The sequence below is a fragment of the Chitinophaga sp. 10T418 genome, assembly GCF_056394125.1.
On the sequence record NZ_JBFTHG010000001.1, the window covers coordinates 169631 to 187793 of the forward strand.

At 44.0% G+C, this 18163-nt stretch carries 12 protein-coding genes; 9 read left to right on the forward strand and 3 right to left on the reverse strand.

Going from position 1 to position 18163, the window contains the following annotated elements:
• Positions 1-5 precede the first annotated feature (5 nt).
• From AC1DCV_RS00660 to AC1DCV_RS00670, 3 genes are all read left to right on the forward strand, one after another.
• Positions 6-596: a 50S ribosomal protein L25 gene (locus AC1DCV_RS00660; protein WP_331959269.1), complete on the forward strand. Its 591-nt coding sequence runs from the start codon at positions 6-8 to the stop codon at positions 594-596.
• Positions 597-704: 108 nt separating this feature from the next.
• Positions 705-1280: an aminoacyl-tRNA hydrolase gene (gene pth / locus AC1DCV_RS00665; protein WP_477021398.1), complete on the forward strand. Its 576-nt coding sequence runs from the start codon at positions 705-707 to the stop codon at positions 1278-1280.
• Between the two features lie 58 nt (positions 1281-1338).
• Positions 1339-1950 (forward strand): fumarylacetoacetate hydrolase family protein, encoded by a 612-nt coding sequence (locus AC1DCV_RS00670; RefSeq protein WP_331959262.1) that lies wholly within the window; start codon positions 1339-1341, stop codon positions 1948-1950.
• Positions 1951-2487: 537 nt separating this feature from the next.
• On the opposite strand, the gene AC1DCV_RS00675 is transcribed toward AC1DCV_RS00670, so the two are convergent.
• Complete coding sequence (locus AC1DCV_RS00675) at positions 2488-2922, reverse strand: MarR family winged helix-turn-helix transcriptional regulator (protein WP_477021399.1); 435 nt, start codon at positions 2920-2922, stop codon at positions 2488-2490.
• Positions 2923-3073: 151 nt separating this feature from the next.
• On the opposite strand from AC1DCV_RS00675, the gene AC1DCV_RS00680 reads away from it, so the two are divergent.
• Positions 3074-5131: an alpha-ketoacid dehydrogenase subunit alpha/beta gene (locus AC1DCV_RS00680; protein WP_477021400.1), complete on the forward strand. Its 2058-nt coding sequence runs from the start codon at positions 3074-3076 to the stop codon at positions 5129-5131.
• Positions 5132-5236: 105 nt separating this feature from the next.
• The gene (locus tag AC1DCV_RS00685; RefSeq protein WP_477021401.1) at positions 5237-6514 is read left to right on the forward strand and encodes a MutS-related protein; all 1278 of its coding nucleotides are present in this window, start codon (positions 5237-5239) and stop codon (positions 6512-6514) included.
• A gap of 6 nt (positions 6515-6520) precedes the next feature.
• Here the strand turns inward: AC1DCV_RS00685 and AC1DCV_RS00690 are convergent, their stop codons facing one another.
• Positions 6521-7123 carry an RNA polymerase sigma-70 factor gene (locus AC1DCV_RS00690; RefSeq protein ID WP_477021402.1) on the reverse strand — a complete coding sequence of 201 codons (603 nt, stop codon included), beginning with the start codon at positions 7121-7123 and terminating at the stop codon, positions 6521-6523.
• A gap of 207 nt (positions 7124-7330) precedes the next feature.
• Between AC1DCV_RS00690 and AC1DCV_RS00695 the strand changes: the two genes are divergently transcribed.
• The 4 genes from AC1DCV_RS00695 to AC1DCV_RS00710 all read left to right on the forward strand — a co-directional run bounded on the left by AC1DCV_RS00695 (position 7331) and on the right by AC1DCV_RS00710 (position 16412).
• Positions 7331-8407, forward strand: a complete 1077-nt coding sequence (locus AC1DCV_RS00695) for a FecR family protein (protein WP_477021403.1) — start codon at positions 7331-7333, stop codon at positions 8405-8407.
• Positions 8408-8637: 230 nt separating this feature from the next.
• Positions 8638-12069, forward strand: a complete 3432-nt coding sequence (locus AC1DCV_RS00700; RefSeq protein ID WP_477021404.1) for a SusC/RagA family TonB-linked outer membrane protein — start codon at positions 8638-8640, stop codon at positions 12067-12069.
• Between the two features lie 20 nt (positions 12070-12089).
• A complete protein-coding gene (locus AC1DCV_RS00705; protein ID WP_477021405.1) occupies positions 12090-13868 on the forward strand; it encodes a RagB/SusD family nutrient uptake outer membrane protein in 1779 nt (592 codons plus the stop codon).
• Between the two features lie 81 nt (positions 13869-13949).
• Positions 13950-16412, forward strand: coding sequence for an outer membrane protein assembly factor BamB family protein (locus AC1DCV_RS00710; RefSeq protein ID WP_477021406.1), 2463 nt, complete (start codon positions 13950-13952; stop codon positions 16410-16412).
• 103 nt (positions 16413-16515) lie between these two features.
• On the opposite strand, the gene AC1DCV_RS00715 is transcribed toward AC1DCV_RS00710, so the two are convergent.
• Complete coding sequence (locus AC1DCV_RS00715; protein WP_477021407.1) at positions 16516-18147, reverse strand: RagB/SusD family nutrient uptake outer membrane protein; 1632 nt, start codon at positions 18145-18147, stop codon at positions 16516-16518.
• Between the last annotated feature and the right edge of the window lie 16 nt (positions 18148-18163).

Sequence of the window (18163 nt, forward strand, 5' to 3'; positions counted from 1 at the left end):
AAACAATGAACACAATAACCATCGAAGGACAACTCAGGAGCGAATTCGGCAAAAAAGCCACCCGCCAGATCCGTTCTGAGGAAAAAGTGCCTTGCGTTATTTACGGGGGTGCAGAAACTGTTAATTTTTCAGCTCCTGCCAAAGCATTCAAAACACTGGTTTACACTGCAGCTTTCCAGATTGCAGAAATTAAACTGGGTGCTAAAACTTACAGATGCGTATTGAAAGATATGCAGTTTGACGTAGTTACTGATTCTCTCGCTCACATCGATTTCATGGAGCTGGTAGAAGACAAACAAGTAGCCGTTACTATTCCTATCAAACTGGTAGGTTCTTCTGTAGGTGTTAAAGCCGGTGGTAAACTGGTTAGCAAACTGAAAGCGCTGAAAGTAAAAGCTTTACCTAAGCACCTGGTTGAAAATATCGAAGTTAACATCGATAACCTGGAACTGAACGCGAACATCCGCGTAGAAGACGTGAAGATTGAAGGTATTGAAGTTACCAACTCTCCTCGTATTCCTATCGCTTCTGTGGTAATGACTCGTCAGCTGCGTCAGGAAGAAGCAACTGCTGAAAAAGACGCTAAAAAGAAATAATCTTTTAGAAATATTTTTTCAAAAAGCCTCTCTACTTTTAGAGGGGCTTTTTAATTTTGGAATTTCCCGGGCAGCGGAATGGATCCCGGTACTTCGAAAATCATCTGTATGAAATACTTAATTGCAGGATTAGGCAATATCGGAGACGAATACAAGCATACCCGGCATAATATCGGGTTTGATGTGGCAGATGCTTTTGCTGCCAAACATAAAGCAGTTTTTAATAACGATCGCCTCGCAGATGTGGCTGAATGCAAATGGAAAGGCAAAACATTTATTGTTATAAAGCCTACCACCTACATGAATCTCAGTGGCAGAGCCATCAAATACTGGCTGGATAAAGAAAAGATCCCGGTTGAAAACCTGCTTGTGATCCTGGATGATCTGGCCCTTCCGCTGGATGTGATCAGACTCCGTCCCGGCGGCAGCGACGCCGGACACAATGGACTGAAAAGTATTCAGGAATCATTGGGCACCAACCAGTATCCCCGCCTGCGTTTTGGAGTGGGAAACAATTATCCCAAAGGCAGACAAGTGGAGTTTGTACTCAGTAAATGGAAAAATACAGAGGAACCTGTTGTACAGGAAAAGATTAATAAAAGCACGGAAATTATCGAGAATTTTGCCAGCATTGGTATTGCCCGTACTATGAATGAATGTAACAAACTGACTTTCCTGTTGTAACGTAAATTTGTATAGCTGATACCTATCTGTTTTTTTTATCTTTAAAAACAAACGCATTATGAAAATTATTTGCGTAGGCAGGAACTATGCCGACCATGCCAAAGAATTAAAGAATGAAGTGCCTACTGAACCGGTATTGTTCATGAAACCTAAGAATGCACTCCTTCAGAATGGCCATCCCTTCTATTATCCTGAATTTACCAGCAACCTGCATTACGAATGTGAACTGGTGCTGAGAGTGAGCAAGAATGGTAAACATATACAGGAAAAGTTTGCAGATAAATATTACGATCATATTTCCGTTGGTATCGACTTTACTGCCCGCGATCTGCAGGACAAGCAGAAAGCCAAAGGATTACCCTGGGAGATCGCCAAAGCTTTCGATAACTCTGCAGTAGTAGGGAACTTCATTCCAATTACCCCGGAAATGGATAAGAAGGATATTAATTTCGTTCTTTATAAAAATAAAGAACTGGCACAATCAGGTAATACCCAGGATCTCTTATTCTCTTTTGACTTCCTGGTAGCTTATATTTCCCGCTTTTTTACCCTGAATATCGGTGATCTGATCTTTACCGGTACACCTGCCGGTGTAGGACCCACCGAAATAGGAGATGCTTTTGAAGCCTTTATAGAAAACGATAGCCTGCTGGAGTTTTCTGTGAAATAACTTGCTTTGTTGCTCTAAGCGACTACTGGATTTGACCTTTTTGATAAAAAGTTAGCGGAGACTGGCAATGTATATCTTGCTGGTCTCCGCTAATTTTTTACATAATAAATAGAAAAATGGCCTAATAACGGAAAAAATGGTCAAATTTATATGATTTTCTATGAAAACCATAGATGATATCTGCCATATTTGTTTGTATTACCAACACATTCTGATAATTGGCTCATCCTCTTTAATGGTTATGGTCCCTGTTCCCATCTTAATTGCCCTGATCATTGACCAAGGCTATAGATATGCCTCACATCAATATAGTGTAATGATGTTTCTTATGGAAATAAGGGGTGCTAAAGTTTTTTAGGAGGTAAATGTCATAAAATATTTATTATCAAATAAATATAGGGTATTTAGTCGCGATGTTTAGTGCTAAAAGCCCTCAAATAAGTATGTTTTTACCATTTCCTGGTTTTCTACACGCAAAAAGCGCTTAAAATACAGAAATGCACTAAAAATGGAAAAAATAGAAGAAAATGGGCTTGGTTAAGGGATATTCGCATAAATGGTATCCAAAATCCTTGTCAGCTCGGCATAATCTGTTTCTGTCAGCGTTTTCCAGCMAATTTTCCGCATATCATATACCAACGATTTAACGTCTTTATATTTATCCACACCTGCTGGGGTTAGTTGTAAATATACCTTACGCCGGTCGATCACATCTGCTTCTCTTTTTACCAATCCTTTTTTTACCAGCAATTCAATAATGCGCGAAATGGTAGTAATGTCCTTAGAGGTATTACGGGCCAGCTCGTTGTGGGTGGTTTTTTTATGTTTATATAAGTTCTCTATCAGCAGCCATTGATCCACTGTAATGTCCTTCTGTTGGGCATCGAACATTTTTTGCCAATAGTTGCGCAATTTTTTGAGCGTAGCATCCAACTTAAAAAAAGAGGGATTACTGACGAAAGTATCAGGCATATTATTTAATTTGCATTAGCAACTGTTGCTATGGCAACTATTGTTTTTGAACCACCATCATCACCAAAACAGTCTTATTGTGTTTAAAGATAGCACAAGCGTTTCAACTTTAAAAACGCCTGCCTCCAATCCGGACGGCAACAKCGGCGAAATGGCTGATTTATTAACAGCCTGGCGCCTGATGTGTGAGGCTGGCAGTATGGCCGCTACCTATGAGGCTAACAGGGCCATCTGCAAATATGTTCACTCCACTTCCCGCGGTCATGAAGCCATACAAATAGCCACCGGTCTGCAATTACGGCCGTGGGATTTTGTGAGTCCCTATTACCGCGACGAAAGTATGTTGCTGGCTATGGGCTTTACCCCGTATGAGTTAATGCTGCAACTGCTGGCAAAAGCAGACGACCCGTTTTCCGCAGGCAGATCTTATTACAGTCACCCTAACAGCCGGGAAGCCGATAAACCACAAATTCCCCACCAGAGCAGCGCTACCGGTATGCAGGTAATTCCTACCACCGGGATGGCACAAGGGATACAATACCTGGAACAGATACATTCCGACCTGCTGAAAGTGGGGCCGGAGAGAGAAATGCCCATTGTATTATGTTCCCTTGGCGATGGCAGCGTAACGGAAGGAGAGGTCAGTGAAGCCTTTCAGTTTGCTGTATTGAAACAGTTGCCGGTTATTTACCTGGTACAGGACAATGACTGGGGGATTTCCGCTACCGCCGCAGAAGTACGCACGATGGATGCATATGAGTATGCTGCCGGTTTCAAAGGACTGGAACGTATGCGGGTGGATGGAAGTGATTTCACGGCCAGCTACGCTGCTATGGAAACGGCGATCCATTATGTTCGCCAGGAACGCCGGCCTATATTGGTGCAGGCAAATGTGCCGCTATTGGGACATCATACTTCCGGCGTACGGAAGGAATGGTATCGTACCGCGGAAGACTTGGAAAAGCATGCTGCCAATGATCCACTGCCAAAGCTAAGGGCATTGCTGGAGAAACATGGTATAAGCGCAGATGTACTGGATCAGATAGCAAAAAACGCCGCTGCTGATATACAGGCCGCTTTTGATAAAGCGGTGGCAGCACCCGAGCCTTCACCGGAAACAGTGAAGGAGCATGTGTTTGCACCCGCAGCTGTTACAGAAGAAAGTGGTACCCGTACCCCCGATGGTAAAACCAAGGTGGTCATGGTGGATGCGGCCTTGCATGCAGTAGAAGAAATCATGCAGCAACATCCGGAGGCTATATTTTTCGGACAGGATGTAGGGCGCAGACTGGGAGGCGTTTTCAGAGAAGCCGCTACACTTGGTGATAAATTTGGCGCTCATCGTGTATACAACACCGCTATACAGGAAGCCTATATTATAGGCGCTACTGCGGGGCTTTCTGCCGTAGGCGTAAAACCTATAGTAGAAGTGCAGTTTGCGGATTACATCTATCCCGGATTCAACCAGCTGGTGACAGAAATATCCAAATCATGTTATTTAACTAATGGTAAATATCCGGTACAAACACTGATACGCGTGCCTATTGGCGCCTATGGCGGTGGTGGGCCTTATCATTCCGGTAGCGTGGAATCTACCTTGCTGAGCATTAAAGGCATCAAGGTGGTGTATCCTTCTAATGCGGCCGACATGAAAGGTTTGATGAAGGCTGCTTTCCTGGATCCGAACCCAGTGGTGATGCTGGAACATAAGGGATTGTACTGGAGTAAAGTACCTGGTACCCTCGATGCCATGATGGTGGAACCTGCAGCAGATTACGTGCTGCCGATGGGAAAAGGTAACGTGGTATTATACGCGCATCCTAAAGATGTTGCGCAAGGAAATGCTTTGTGTGTGATTACATACGGTATGGGGGTATATTGGGCCAAAGCTGCTGCCAAAGCCTATCCCGGCAATGTTACCATTGTAGATCTGCGCACATTATTTCCGCTGGACGAAGCCCTTGTTTTTGACATAGTACAACAACATGGCAAATGCCTGATTCTGACAGAAGAACAGCTCAATAACTCTTTCGCGCAGGCCCTTGCCGGCCGTATTCAAAAAGCCTGCTTCCGGTTCCTGGATGCACCTGTATTTACGCTGGGGGCCATGGATTTACCGGCTGTACCTTTAAACACCGGCCTGGAAGCCGCTATGCTACCAACACCCGCAAAAGTGGAAGCGGCTATCAAAGAATTATTGGCCTATTAATAAGCTCATGTAAAATATATGGGAGCAAATTTACAAGCTCCCATATATTTTGTTAAAAAGCGATGCCAGCAGCAGGCGACACAATATTCTTTCTATCTTTTGGCGATGAAAGCCAATGTTACCGACCTTGAAATAGAAAAGCAACTACTACCACTGTTTKATTTTACCGGCAACACCTATGCCCGTAAAAAGCTGGCCGGCGTGTTATCTGAGCTACCAGACACACAGGAAGGCGTATGTGAAAGACAAGCCCTCATTAAATCATTTATTGATAACGGTTACGCATATACGGAAATTGCCTATTCGACACACGACTTTGAAGAAGTACTACATTCCTTTACACGAATAAACGACCAGTATTACTATTACGACAGCAATCATATAATTGCCACTGTTCAGCTATTGTGGCGTCGTCGTTACCGGCATTCTATGAGAAGCCGGCTGGCACAGCTGGCGCTTTTCATGGCGCAGTTTCATGCCTATTTTGAAGCAATAGATCCGGGAGTATTTCCTGCTGTATTTGGGGAACGTATAGCCGCGTTAAAGCAATACCTGGCAATGTTCCGGGCCAGGGAAATTGCTCATCGTATCAGTAAGGATCGATTTGGTATAAAGGATCAGCTGTTTTTATTAGACCTGCTGAATCGTAAAATTGACGAAAAGACTGCCAAAGGGCATTGGGAAACTTTTTATGCATATGAGGCCTGGTTGTCGGTGGCAAAAGGTATCGTAAAACATGGATTTGTTTTTCCTGAGTTTACAGACAGTGGATTCCAGATGAAAGACTTTTATCATCCTGCATTAAGTCAACCTGTCAAAAATAACCTCGATACCAATGGTCCGGTGATGTTGCTGACGGGTCCTAATATGTCGGGGAAATCAACCCTGCTGAAGGCCATAGGCATTTGTGTTTACCTGGCGCATGCCGGTATGGGCGTGCCAGCCAGCCTTTGTCGCTTACCTTATTTCGATTCCATTACCGTGATCATTAATCTCTCTGATGACCTGAAACATGGTTATAGTCATTTTATGATGGAAGTGCAGCACCTGAAGAATGTGGTACGGGAGGCGCATGCAGGTAAACGTTGTTTCGCCGTATTTGATGAATTATTCCGGGGGACCAATGTAGATGATGCCCTCGATATTTCTCAACAAACGATCAGTGGATTGCATCATTTTGATGGCAGTTTTTTTGTGATCTCTACACACTTGTACCAGTTACAACCCTTGTTGAAAGAAGTGAATGCGTGGTATATTGATTGTATGCTGAAGGACGATGTGCCCCAGTTTCTTTACCGGTTGCGTGCAGGTTGGTCTGATTTGAGAATAGGAAGAATTATTTTTGAGAAAGAAGGATTACCCGCGTTATTGCGATCGAAATAAAGAAAATTATCTTACGGCTTTCGGAGTGGTACCTAAGGTGAAATTTACAGTTGCTGTTAGGCGTTTCATAGCAATAGCCAATTGGTTTTCCACTGTTTTAACAGAGAGGTTCAGCACAGATGCTACTTCTTTGTACTTCATACCATTTTGCTTGATCAGCGTAAATACCATTCTGCATTTTGGTGGAAGTTGTTGCACTGCAAATTCCATCTTACGAATCATCTCTGCAGAAATCATGAGTTGCTCCGGATTGCTGTCAAAAGCAATTTCCATTTTCTCATCTTCTTCAAAAAACACCTGTCTGGATGCCGCTTGTTTACGGAGATGGTCGATGGCTTTGTTTTTAGCGATGACGAAAAGGTAGACCTGTGGATTTTTTATATGAGAAAGAGAGGCTCTTTTTTGCCAGCAATGCATAAAAACATCGTTGGTAATTTCTTCTGCTACTTCTTTGGAATGTGTGAGCGTATAGGAAAAACGGAGCAGCGTCACAAAGAAATGATTGTAGAAAGCGCGAAAGGCAGTCTGATCATTGTTCTCTGTGATGTTATTGAAAAGTTCACTTATTATACTCTCGTCCATTCCTTTGTCCGCTGATAATGGTTGCAAATTATATAACGTAGATTACGCTAAAGTTAACAAAATTAATTATCCCGTAAACTTTTCTCCATCGATATTATTTTGTCTGAAAGTTGCTGTATTTTATCCCTATTGCCGGTTGTGGCTGCTCCAATATCAACCCAAAATTATTTTTAAAATTTTTTTGGGGGTTTTTCTGTTTCTTTTCGTCCTTCAGGTGTAATATGTACAAAATAGATGACTGAGGATCACCGGATCAATATATTGCTGGCCAGAAAGCTTGCCGGAGAGGCTTCTCCGGACGAGCTAACAGAACTGGATGAATTGCTGCTGCAATTCCCCGGGCTTCATTATGCTTATACAATAGTAGCCGATATTACTATTCTGAAAGAAAATAATGGATTCTCTGCTACAGAAGAACAGCAGTTATTACAGGAAGGGTTATCTAATATAAGCAGGTTGATGGAGACGCCGGCATCTGGAAAGATAAAACGGATGTTTCCGTGGAAAGCGGTGCTGGGTGTGGCTGCATGCGTAGCGGTATTAGTAACTGCATACAGTGTATGGCAACTACCGGGGAAGCATAATTTCCGCAACGAAGTAGTCACCAGGAATGGTTCTAAAACCGCTGTGGTATTGCCGGATGGTACCAGCGTGGTGTTGAATGCCTGCAGCCATTTACGCTATGATGTGAATAGGTTCCTGAATGGCGACCGGGAGGTAACACTGGTAGGAGAAGCTTATTTTGATGTGAAGCACGATCCGCAACATCCTTTTATTATTCAAACAGAGCATGCCAATATAAGAGTGCTGGGCACCGTGTTTAACGTAAAAGCCTATGCAGAAGATGCGACTGTAGAAGCCACCTTGCTGAGTGGAAAGGTAGAGGTGAGCTTTACCGAGGGAGCTGCAGCCGGCGCACATAAAGTAGTAGTGTTGCAGCCAGAGCAAAAACTAATCATTGATAAAAAAAATATGACTGCTTTACCCGTGAAAGCAGTGAGTGCCAACAATAGTAATTATACCATTACACCTGTAAAGTTAAGCCAGGAGGGGGATTCCGCTGCCAGTCAGACGACCGCCTGGATGAATGACCGTTTTGAGTTTGATAAAATAACGTTTGAACAACTATCACACGACCTGGAGCGCTGGTACAATGTAACGGTACGGTTTAAAAACGACCGTTACAAGCATGAAGTATTTAGTGGTGCCTTCCGCAAACAGAGTATAGATGGGATATTGCAGGCATTGCAATTAACATCTGGATTTCATTATGAAGTGAACAATAAGGAAAATGTTATTGATATATGGTAAACATCTTTTAGACATATAAATCATATTACTTTTTTTACGGCAGTCAGCAGATAAAAAAAGGGAAATGCTCGAACATTCCCCTTTCAAAATTGCTGGCTAAAACAACTAAACCGATCCACACAATCTGGTAATGGCCTAATTATTTAACCTAACGAAACAAATTTATGAAAAAAAGTCATTGGTGGCCTTCTCATATTCCCCGTCGGCGTATGAGGAAATTGTTACTAAGTATGAAACTAACTTCTGTATTGCTTTGTGCAGGTTTTCTGCAATTGAGCGCACATGGATTTTCACAGGAAAAGATCACTGTTGATTACAAAAACATCAACATTGCGAAGCTCCTGACCTTAATCGGGAAACAAAGCGATTATACATTCCTGTATAAAAACGCCATCATTCCTGATAAGAAAATATCCATCAGCATGAAGGATGCCCCGGTACGGGCTATCCTGGATAATGCACTGGCAGGCACTTCACTTGATTATAAGGTCATGAAAGATAACCTGGTGGTGATTGTGGAGGCTGGAGATAAAGTGCTGAATATTAACATAAAAGGTAAAGTAACCGATGAAGCTGGTAATCCGCTGATTGGGGTAACAGTGTTGGTAAAAGGCACTACCCATGGCGCGCATACCGATGAAAACGGCCGTTTTGCGCTGGATGCTCCGGAAAATGCCCTGCTGGAATTTTCCTATGTGGGATATGAAAGCATGCAGATGACGGCAAAGGCAGATCAGCACTATAACATAGTGATGAAAGCAAATTCGAGTGGTTTGAATGAAGTAGTGGTAGTGGGTTATGGCAAACAGAAAAGAGTAAACCTCAGTGGTGCTGTGGATGCTATTTCCGGTAAAGAACTGGAAAGCCGCCCTATTACCAACGTGGGTACGGGTTTACAGGGATTGATCCCCAATCTGAATATTACGAATAGCGATGGTCGTTCTTCTTCTGCCGCAAAGTTCAACCTGCGTGGGGTGACGTCTATCAATGGTGGTGATCCTTTTATCCTGGTAGACAATATTCCATTTACCAGTGATGAGGTATCCAGAATTAATCCGGCGGATATACAAAGTGTAACCGTACTGAAGGATGCGGCTTCTGCTGCTATCTACGGTGCCCGTGCCGCTTTCGGGGTAATATTGATTACCACCAAATCCGGAAAAGACGGCCGCATTGCAGTAAGTGCCAATACCAACTATGCGGTGCGTACTTTGGGCATGGTGCCTAAAATTATTACGGATCCGCTAACGGTGATGCAATACAAGCACGATGCCGCTACTCCGTTATATAATCTTTATCCGCAGCCGGACAGAGATTATGCCGCACAACTCCTCAAGGATCCTTCCTTGCCAAGAGTAATTGTGAATCCAAACGATCCTAAATCATATAGTTATTACGGAGAAACTGATTGGTTGCATGAAGTGTACAGTAAATCAGCACCCGCTTACACCGCTAATTTCAGTGTATCCCGTGGGGATGAAAAACTGAATTATTATTTATCAGGTGAATATTATTCACAGGATGGTATGTTAAAGAGCAACCCTGATAAGTACGAGCGTTACAACCTGCGTGCAAAGGCTACCTATACCTTTAATGACCGCTTTAAGTTGGGTACAAATACGATGTACACCAATACTACCTATGACCAGCCTTTTGCTACCAGCACCTCTGACGCCAGTATGTACAGTGGTAGTACCAATAATTCTTTCTTCAATGCGGTAAACCGTACCCCTTCGTTGTCTGTATTGCATAATCCGGATGGTACCTGGACGTCGGATGGCGCCAATCTCTTAGGTGTATTACAGAGTGGCGGCCGAAAAGCGGATACCTGGAGTGAGTTTATGACTACATTGAATGCAGAACTGGGATTGATTAAAGATATATGGACTTTAAAAGCAGATGCAACCTGGAGACGTGGAAATGATGTTGGTAAAGGATTCAGTATTCCGGTACCCTATAGTACCGGCCCGGGTCAACCATTAAATTATACCGGTGGCAACCTGTCTTCTGCTTCCAATAGCAGCAATTCAGTGAAGTACAATGTATTTAACGTATACACTGATTTTCACAAAACATTCAACAGGAAGCATGCCGTGGGCGCCCTGGTGGGTTTCAACCAGGAGTATCACTACTATAATAATTTCTTCTTAACGGCTAATGGGCTAATCAGCCCGAGTTTACCTACTTCACAGCTGACAACTGGTTTGGTTAAGCAGGAGCAACATATTAAGGATTGGGCAGTAAGAGGTATCTATTATCGTTTGAACTATACTTTTGACGATAAATATATTGTAGAACTGAATGCCCGTAATGATGGTTCTTCCCGTTTCCGCGCGGACAACCGCTGGGGCTTTTTCCCTTCCGCTTCTGCTGCATGGGTGCTGTCTAAAGAAAAATTCTTTGATGGCATAAAGAAAACGATTGGTATGGATTTCCTGAAACTCCGTGGCTCTTATGGATCGTTGGGTGATCAGCAATGGGGAGAATATGGTTACATGTCATTGATGAGTCCAGGTAATATATCCACTATTCTGGATGGTAAATTGCCAGTGGCAGTATATGATCCAACACCTGTAACAGCTACCTATACCTGGCAGCAGGTGAAAACGATCAACGGTGGTATCGATGTAAGTTTCCTGAAAGAAAGATTATCGTTTAGCTATGACCGTTATACACGCTATACCAATGGTATGTTTGCCAAAAGCCAGGAGTTGCCGAATGTATATGGTGCACCAGCGCCTAAAACCAACTCTGCTGACCTGAAAACACGTGGCTGGGAAATGACTTTATCCTGGAGAGATCAGTTCAATATTGGTAAGGATCCTTTTAGTTATGGTGTGAAATTATTGCTGGCAGACAGCCGTTCCTTCATTACACGCTTTGCGAATCCGAGCGGATCATTGAAGAACTATGATGCAGGTATAAATAACAGAAACTATTATAAAGGTCAGGAATTGGGTGATATCTGGGGGCTGGAAACAGAAGGATTTTTCCAGAATGAAACAGAGTTGAAAGATCATGCAGATCAGACAGCAGTAGGATCTGATGATCAGAACTATCTTTTCTACGTAGGTGACCTGAAGTTCAGAGATCTCAATCATGATGGTAAAATCAATTATGGTGATAACACGATTTCTAATCCCGGCGACAGAAGGATCATTGGTAATACCGCTCCCCGTTTTCCTTACAGCGTGGATCTGACGGCCTCATATAAAGGTTTTGATATCCGTGCACTGATACAGGGCATTGGTAAAAGAGACTGGTATCCTGGCCCGAGCAATCACTACTTCTGGGGTGTATATGCCCAACCATGGACCAACGTACAAATCCATAACCTGGATCGCTGGACACCGGAAACACCGAATGGCTACTTCCCCCGTTTGAAATCATATATCGCGGAAGATGCTTCGGAGCTGGGAGCACCACAAACCCGTTACCTGCAGAATGCTGCCTATACCCGCTTAAAGAACGTAACGCTGGGTTATACGCTGCCAAAGAGTTTGACAGACCGGATCAAACTGAATCGTGTTCGTTTCTACTTCAGTGCAGAAAACATCTTTACGATTTCTCACCTGAAAGCCAATATTGATCCGGAAGGACTGGATGGAGCCTTGTATCCTTATCAGAAAACCTATTCATGTGGTCTGAACCTGAACTTTTAATGAATTCTAAAATGTGCAACATGAAAAATAAGTGGCTTTTATTATCACTCACCATATTAGGGGTTACTGCAGCTTCCTGTAGTAAGGACTTTCTGCAACGTAATCCGCAAACGGAAATTTCTCCGGATGCATTCTTTAATACACCCGCTGATCTGAATACCTATGTAAATGGGTTTTATGATAATCAGCTATCCTCTCCTTTTGATGATGCCAATTCGGATAACATCTCCAGCTATACCGGCAGTGAAATGGATAAACTGGTACATAATGGTATTACTCCTTCTACTATTGGTGGTTGGGAAGACTGGGATCAGTTGCGCCGGGTGAACTTTATGCTGGACAATGTTCACAAGACACAGGGAGATGCAGCAGAAATTGCTCACTATGTAGGCGTAGCCCGTTATTTCCGTGCGAAATTTTATTTTGCAAAGATTGCCGCCTACTCTGATGTTCCCTATTATGGTCATGCATTGTCCGATGTAGACAGTTCCATGTATAAAGCACGGGATCCACGTGCCATGGTAGCGGATTCTGTGTTGGATGACCTGCAATATGCGGTGGATCATCTGAAGGAAAAAGATGGTAACGGTACCCGCGTAAACAAGTATGCAGCACTGGTATTAATGTCCCGTTTCTGCCTGTTTGAAGGTACTTTCCGTAAATATCATGACGAATTAAATCTGCAGAGCAGTGCTAATAAATTCCTGGAAAAGGCAGCATGGGCAGCTCAGCAGGTAATGGATAGCAAAAAGTTCAGTGTATATACCGGTGGCAATGGTGCGGCGTCTTATCGTGCATTATTTGTGAGCACCGCACTGGATAATAATCCTGAAATTATTCAGTGGCGTGATTATCAGGCAGCCTTGGGCATTGGTAATAACTCACATACGGTATTGGGCTGGGTATGGTCGCTGAGTCAAAGCCTGGTGAACACCTACCTCATGAAAGATGGTACTCCATTTACTGCTATTGCTGGATATGATAAAATTGGTTTCCTTGGCACCTTCAATAATCGTGACCCACGCTTAGCTGAAACCGTTGCTTATCCGGGGTTTTCTACTACCATGGATAATATTTTATATGTTGCCAAACCTAACTTAGGTGGTTATGATCAGCTGAAATTTTATCCACGTGACCCGGCATTACGTAAAGGCTGGAACCTGAACTATACCGCCTTACCAATTTATCGTTTTGGAGAAGTGCTGCTGAACTATGCAGAGGCGAAAGCTGAGCTGGGTACTATTACGCAAGCAGATATTGATGCTACGATTAACAAATTACGCAGTCGTGTGCAGATGCCTGATATGAATATGGCAGCAGCTAATACCAATATTGATCCGGTATTGGCAACAGCCTATACTAATGTAAGTGGCGCCAGCAAAGGGGTGATTCTGGAAGTGAGAAGAGAAAGAAGAGTAGAACTGGCTTGTGAAGGATTACGCGCAAATGATGTAAACAGATGGAAAGCGGGTAACCTGCTGAAAGAAGCTCCTAAAGGAATGTATGTTCCTGCAGTTGGTGCAATAGATATGACAGGAGATAATGTACCGGATATAGCTATCCTCCCGTCTCTGGCGGATTCATCTTCCATCGATAACATCCCGTGGAGTGTTAAGAAAAATATGGGTCGTTATTATCTGAACGAGAATTTTTACCTGGAGAATGGCAACAGTGGGCATATTATGTTTGCAGCTGATCGTAACGGTCGCACATTCATAGAGCCTAAGTTCTATTATCGTCCTATTCCGTTGGATCAAACGGTATTGAACGGCAGACTGAAACAGATTTTTGGTTGGTAATAAAATGTGTAAATAGCAAAGGGAAGGCCATGGCCTTCCCTTTGCTATTTACATCTATGTTGAGTTTGAAAAAAAACATGCATGTATAAAAATATATTACGTACTGCCATGATGCTGCTCTTTACGCAGGCGGTAGTGGCACAGGGATTTTCCGGCAAAGTATTTATAGACAAAAATGGGAATGAATCCTATGATGCAGGAGAGGCAGGCCTTGCCGGTGTAAGGGTGTCCAATGGTTTACAGGTAGTCGTGACCGATGCCGCCGGCAAATTTTATTTACCAACACATCAGAAAGCAAGGTTTGTATATATTACAACCCCGGCTGGTTACCGTTTTGCCAAATCATTTTATATTAAAACAGACAGCAGCAAAACAGCCTATGATTTTGCACTGACGCCGGTGAAGCAGTCGCAGCAAAGCATGGCTAAGTTTGTGCGGTTAACAGATACAGAAACTGCGGTGTACAATAACTGGATCACTGAAGCAAAAGACTATGCAAAGAATGAAAATGCTGATTTTATTGTGCATACCGGTGATATCTGTTATGAAGATGGATTGAGGTTTCATGCCAAACAGGTGAATACTGTGACCATGGGATTGCCCGTGTATTATTGCATCGGTAATCATGACCTGGTAAAAGGCCCTTATGGTGAAGCGCTGTATGAGTCGTTGTTTGGCCCCGTGTTTTATTCCTTCGAGGCAGGGCCTGCGCATTTTATTGTAACGCCGATGTGGTATGGAGATTATACACCTTCCTATACCGTGGATGATGTATTACAGTGGATTAAAAATGACCTGGCACATACCGATCCGGCTAAACCGGTGATCATCTTTAACCATGACCTGCTTACTTATGATACACTGTTTGCGATCCGTTCCGGTAAGGATAGTATTAACCTGAATGATCATCACCTGAAAGCGTGGATCTATGGACACTGGCATATTAACTTTGCACGGACGCATGGTAATACCGGTATCCGCTCCCTTTGCTCTGCCCCGGCGGCAGATGGAGGAATAGATAACTCTGCCAGTAATTTTGATGTGATCAATGTAGATAAAGCTGGTATCTCCGCAGTACAAAGACGTTACACCTACGTGAGCAATCAAATTACACAGGTATCCCCTGCAGCCACTGGTGTGGCCTTTGAGGGTAATAAAATGCTGATCAGCGTTAATACTTACCATACTTCTGCCAATGTAAGGCAGGTGCTTTTCAGTTTGTACAATAAGAAGGGACAGTTATTGAAACAGTTGCCGCTGCAACCCCGCACTGACTGGAACTGGGCTGCTACCACGGAGATTCCTGCTGCCTGGTTAAACAACGTATATACTTCCACGGTAGAGGCGACTACCAGTACGGGCAATATGCTGTTCAGAAGGGATACCTTCTCCCTGGAAAAAAGTAAAGTACCCGCCCTTACCGGACAGGTATGGCCGGAGGTGTTACAGAATGCACAGCGAATAGGTGTAGTCAACAATGCACCTGCAGGTAATAAATTGCACCTGGTATGGTCTGCCAATACAGGTGGAAATGTGTGGAAGTCATCTCCGGTATGCGCGGAGGGAAAAGTATTTGTGGGTAATATCGATGATGAAGGAAATAAGCACTGCGGTATTACAGCTATGGATGCCAGGACTGGTAAAGTAGTATGGCAGTTTCCTACTAAAAATTCTATTAAGCATAGCATCAGTTACAGCGATCATCTATTAGTTGCTACAGATGCAGAAGGTATTACCTATGCGCTGGAAGCTGCTACGGGTAAGCTTCACTGGCAACATGCCGGCGATATGAAAAGTTTACCTTCTTACAATTCGGGTGGTGTGGTGAAAGCAGGTGTGTATTATACGGGTGCCGGGAAATATATGCAGGCGCTGGACTTGTTGACCGGCGCAGTAAAATGGACCAACCATGACTGGAGCGGGGGAGAAGGTACACCGGCGGCCATGGCTGTGCAGGGAGATTGCCTGATTACTTCTTCCAACTGGAATCATTTATTTGCCCATGATCTGGCTACCGGTAAATTACGCTGGAAACGCAGCGATGAGGGCATCCGTTTCCGTAGTGGTACTGCAGCGTTTTATGATGGTAAACTGTATGTACACGGCTTGAATAAGCTGCATATTATTGATCCGGCAGATGGTAAAACGATTGATAGCATTCCGGTAGAAGATGGGCTGAAAACAATGACAGCGCCGGTGGTAACCGATCAGTTGATACTTATTTGTACGGCCACTAATGGCTTGGCGGCTTACGACAAAAAGACGAAGCAACTGATGTGGCGTTTTGTGCCTGGTGAAGCGTTGTTTTATACCGCTCCTTATACGCTGCCTTCTTCTGCAACGATTGAGTCGACACCGCTGTGTGCAGGTAACCGTGTTTATATTGGTGCATCTGACGGATATGTGTATGTGGCGGATCTGAAAACAGGTAAGCTATTATCAAGTTTTCATACAGGTGCTCCGGTATTTGCTGAAATGGCAATATGCAATGGTTTGTTGTATGTAGCAGATTTCTCTGGAAATGTGAATGCATTTAGCCTGTAGTAATAACCAGATAAAAAGAAAAGACCATCTCATATAGAGATGGTCTTTCTTGTCTTCCGCACTCGGGCAGGCATCGTTTACTACACCTGACCAATGAGATTTATCAATAGCCCGGATTTTGTACCAGGTTAGGATTGATGCTGGTTTGTTTGAATGGAATAGGGAACAGCTTATACTTGTCTGATGAAGGCTGGTGATCCCACCAGGAAGCGGTGGTGAACTTACCAAAGCGGATCATATCCGAGCGGCGCTTGCCCTCAAATATGAATTCCCGACCTCTTTCAGCCAGTAATTCGTCCATGGTGAGACTTGTAGTTGTATAAGCTTCTTTAGACCAGTCTTCGGCCTTAAAGGCGCGTTTTTTGCAGGTGTTGATCAGGTCTACTGCTTCCTGGGTAGCGATACCGCCACCTTTGCGCATAAGTGCTTCTGCCTTATTGAAATAGATTTCTGTGAGGCGGTACAATACGAAGTCGTTGCCCCAGTAATTTGCATCGGTTTGTTTGCCGGGCAAATATTTGGCGAAGCGTGCGCCGCTGTTTTCTTCTCCCTGGGTCATGCCACCAGCACCGGTTTCACCGGTAGAGTTTCTACGTATTTCTTTTACAAAAATGAGTGGTTTGTCGGCGTATTCCTCTGTACCTAATACGAGGCTGTCACCGATGGCTGTACGCAGTGCCAGATCTTTTTTCTGTGGTCCGATGAGCATCCAGTTTTGTTTACGGAGATCATTGTCCTTGAAAGCATCGTATGCAGATGGAATGACTACAATACCGTTGTTGCCATCTACATCAGCATTGTAGATCTGACGTTGGCGGTAGTGCCAGAAATCACCCTGCCATCCGAAGCGTGAGTTACCGGCTCTCAGGTCATAGGTGAGCTGGAACAGGTCTTCCGCAGAGGTGCTGTTGGTGTTGGCGAAAGCACGGAAAATATCTGGTTCCAACGCGGGTACAGTACCATTCAGGGAGCCACCTTCACCGGCTATGATTTTATTACAGTAGTTGATGCAATCATCCCAGCGTGGGGTGCCTGTCCATTCCTGGGCATTGAGGTACAGTTCTACCAGCATGGAGTAAGCAGCCGCTTTGGTAGTACGGCCTACCATGGCGGCAGACAGTGGTTGCAGCTGGTCCATGTTGTCCTTGATTTCTTTTTCCACGAATGCAAATACTTCTTTGCGGGATTTGGTAGCCGGCGAAGCTGAATTGTTCACTACTGTTTCTACGGGAATATTTCCATACAGATCCATCAGTTTCAGGTAATGCCAGGCGCGTACTACTTTCGTTTCTGCCAGCAGGGTGGTTTTATCAGCTTCAGTCATACCGATTTTGGTAAAGTCCAGTGGCGTCAGATCTTTAATGGTATTGTTGCAGAAGCCCATACCCCAGAACATCAGTCTCCATGGATTCCAGGCATTGTCTTCATTGGCAATCCAGGTATGGTCATGCAGGCGGATCCAGTTACCGCCGTCATAGCCGTGCCGGCCTTTCTGCGGCCATGCCAGCTGGTCGGCAGAGAGTTCCTGCAAACGCCAGTAGCCGGTTTGTCCGGTAGGTGCAGCCCATGCACCCGCATGGGTGTAAGGACGCAGGATGGCAGACATTACTTCCTGCTTGTTATTATAAAACTGGTCTGAGATAATTTCGCTGTATGGTTTTTCCTCGAGCTTGGTGCAGGCGCTCATACCGAGAGCCAACAGGGCTGCGCTGATATATACTTTACTTTTTTTCATACGTTACAATTTTGCT

Bases quoted from the DNA above. Each gene is read 5' to 3' on its own strand.
- AC1DCV_RS00660 (WP_331959269.1), top strand. From the start codon at position 6: ATGAACACAATAACCATCGAAGGACAACTCAGGAGCGAATTCGGCAAA.
- pth (WP_477021398.1), top strand. From the start codon at position 705: ATGAAATACTTAATTGCAGGATTAGGCAATATCGGAGACGAATACAAG.
- AC1DCV_RS00670 (WP_331959262.1), top strand. From the start codon at position 1,339: ATGAAAATTATTTGCGTAGGCAGGAACTATGCCGACCATGCCAAAGAA.
- AC1DCV_RS00680 (WP_477021400.1), top strand. From the start codon at position 3,074: ATGGCTGATTTATTAACAGCCTGGCGCCTGATGTGTGAGGCTGGCAGT.
- AC1DCV_RS00695 (WP_477021403.1), top strand. From the start codon at position 7,331: ATGACTGAGGATCACCGGATCAATATATTGCTGGCCAGAAAGCTTGCC.
- AC1DCV_RS00700 (WP_477021404.1), top strand. From the start codon at position 8,638: ATGAAACTAACTTCTGTATTGCTTTGTGCAGGTTTTCTGCAATTGAGC.
- AC1DCV_RS00705 (WP_477021405.1), top strand. From the start codon at position 12,090: ATGAAAAATAAGTGGCTTTTATTATCACTCACCATATTAGGGGTTACT.
- AC1DCV_RS00710 (WP_477021406.1), top strand. From the start codon at position 13,950: ATGTATAAAAATATATTACGTACTGCCATGATGCTGCTCTTTACGCAG.
- AC1DCV_RS00715 (WP_477021407.1), bottom strand. From the start codon at position 18,147: ATGAAAAAAAGTAAAGTATATATCAGCGCAGCCCTGTTGGCTCTCGGT.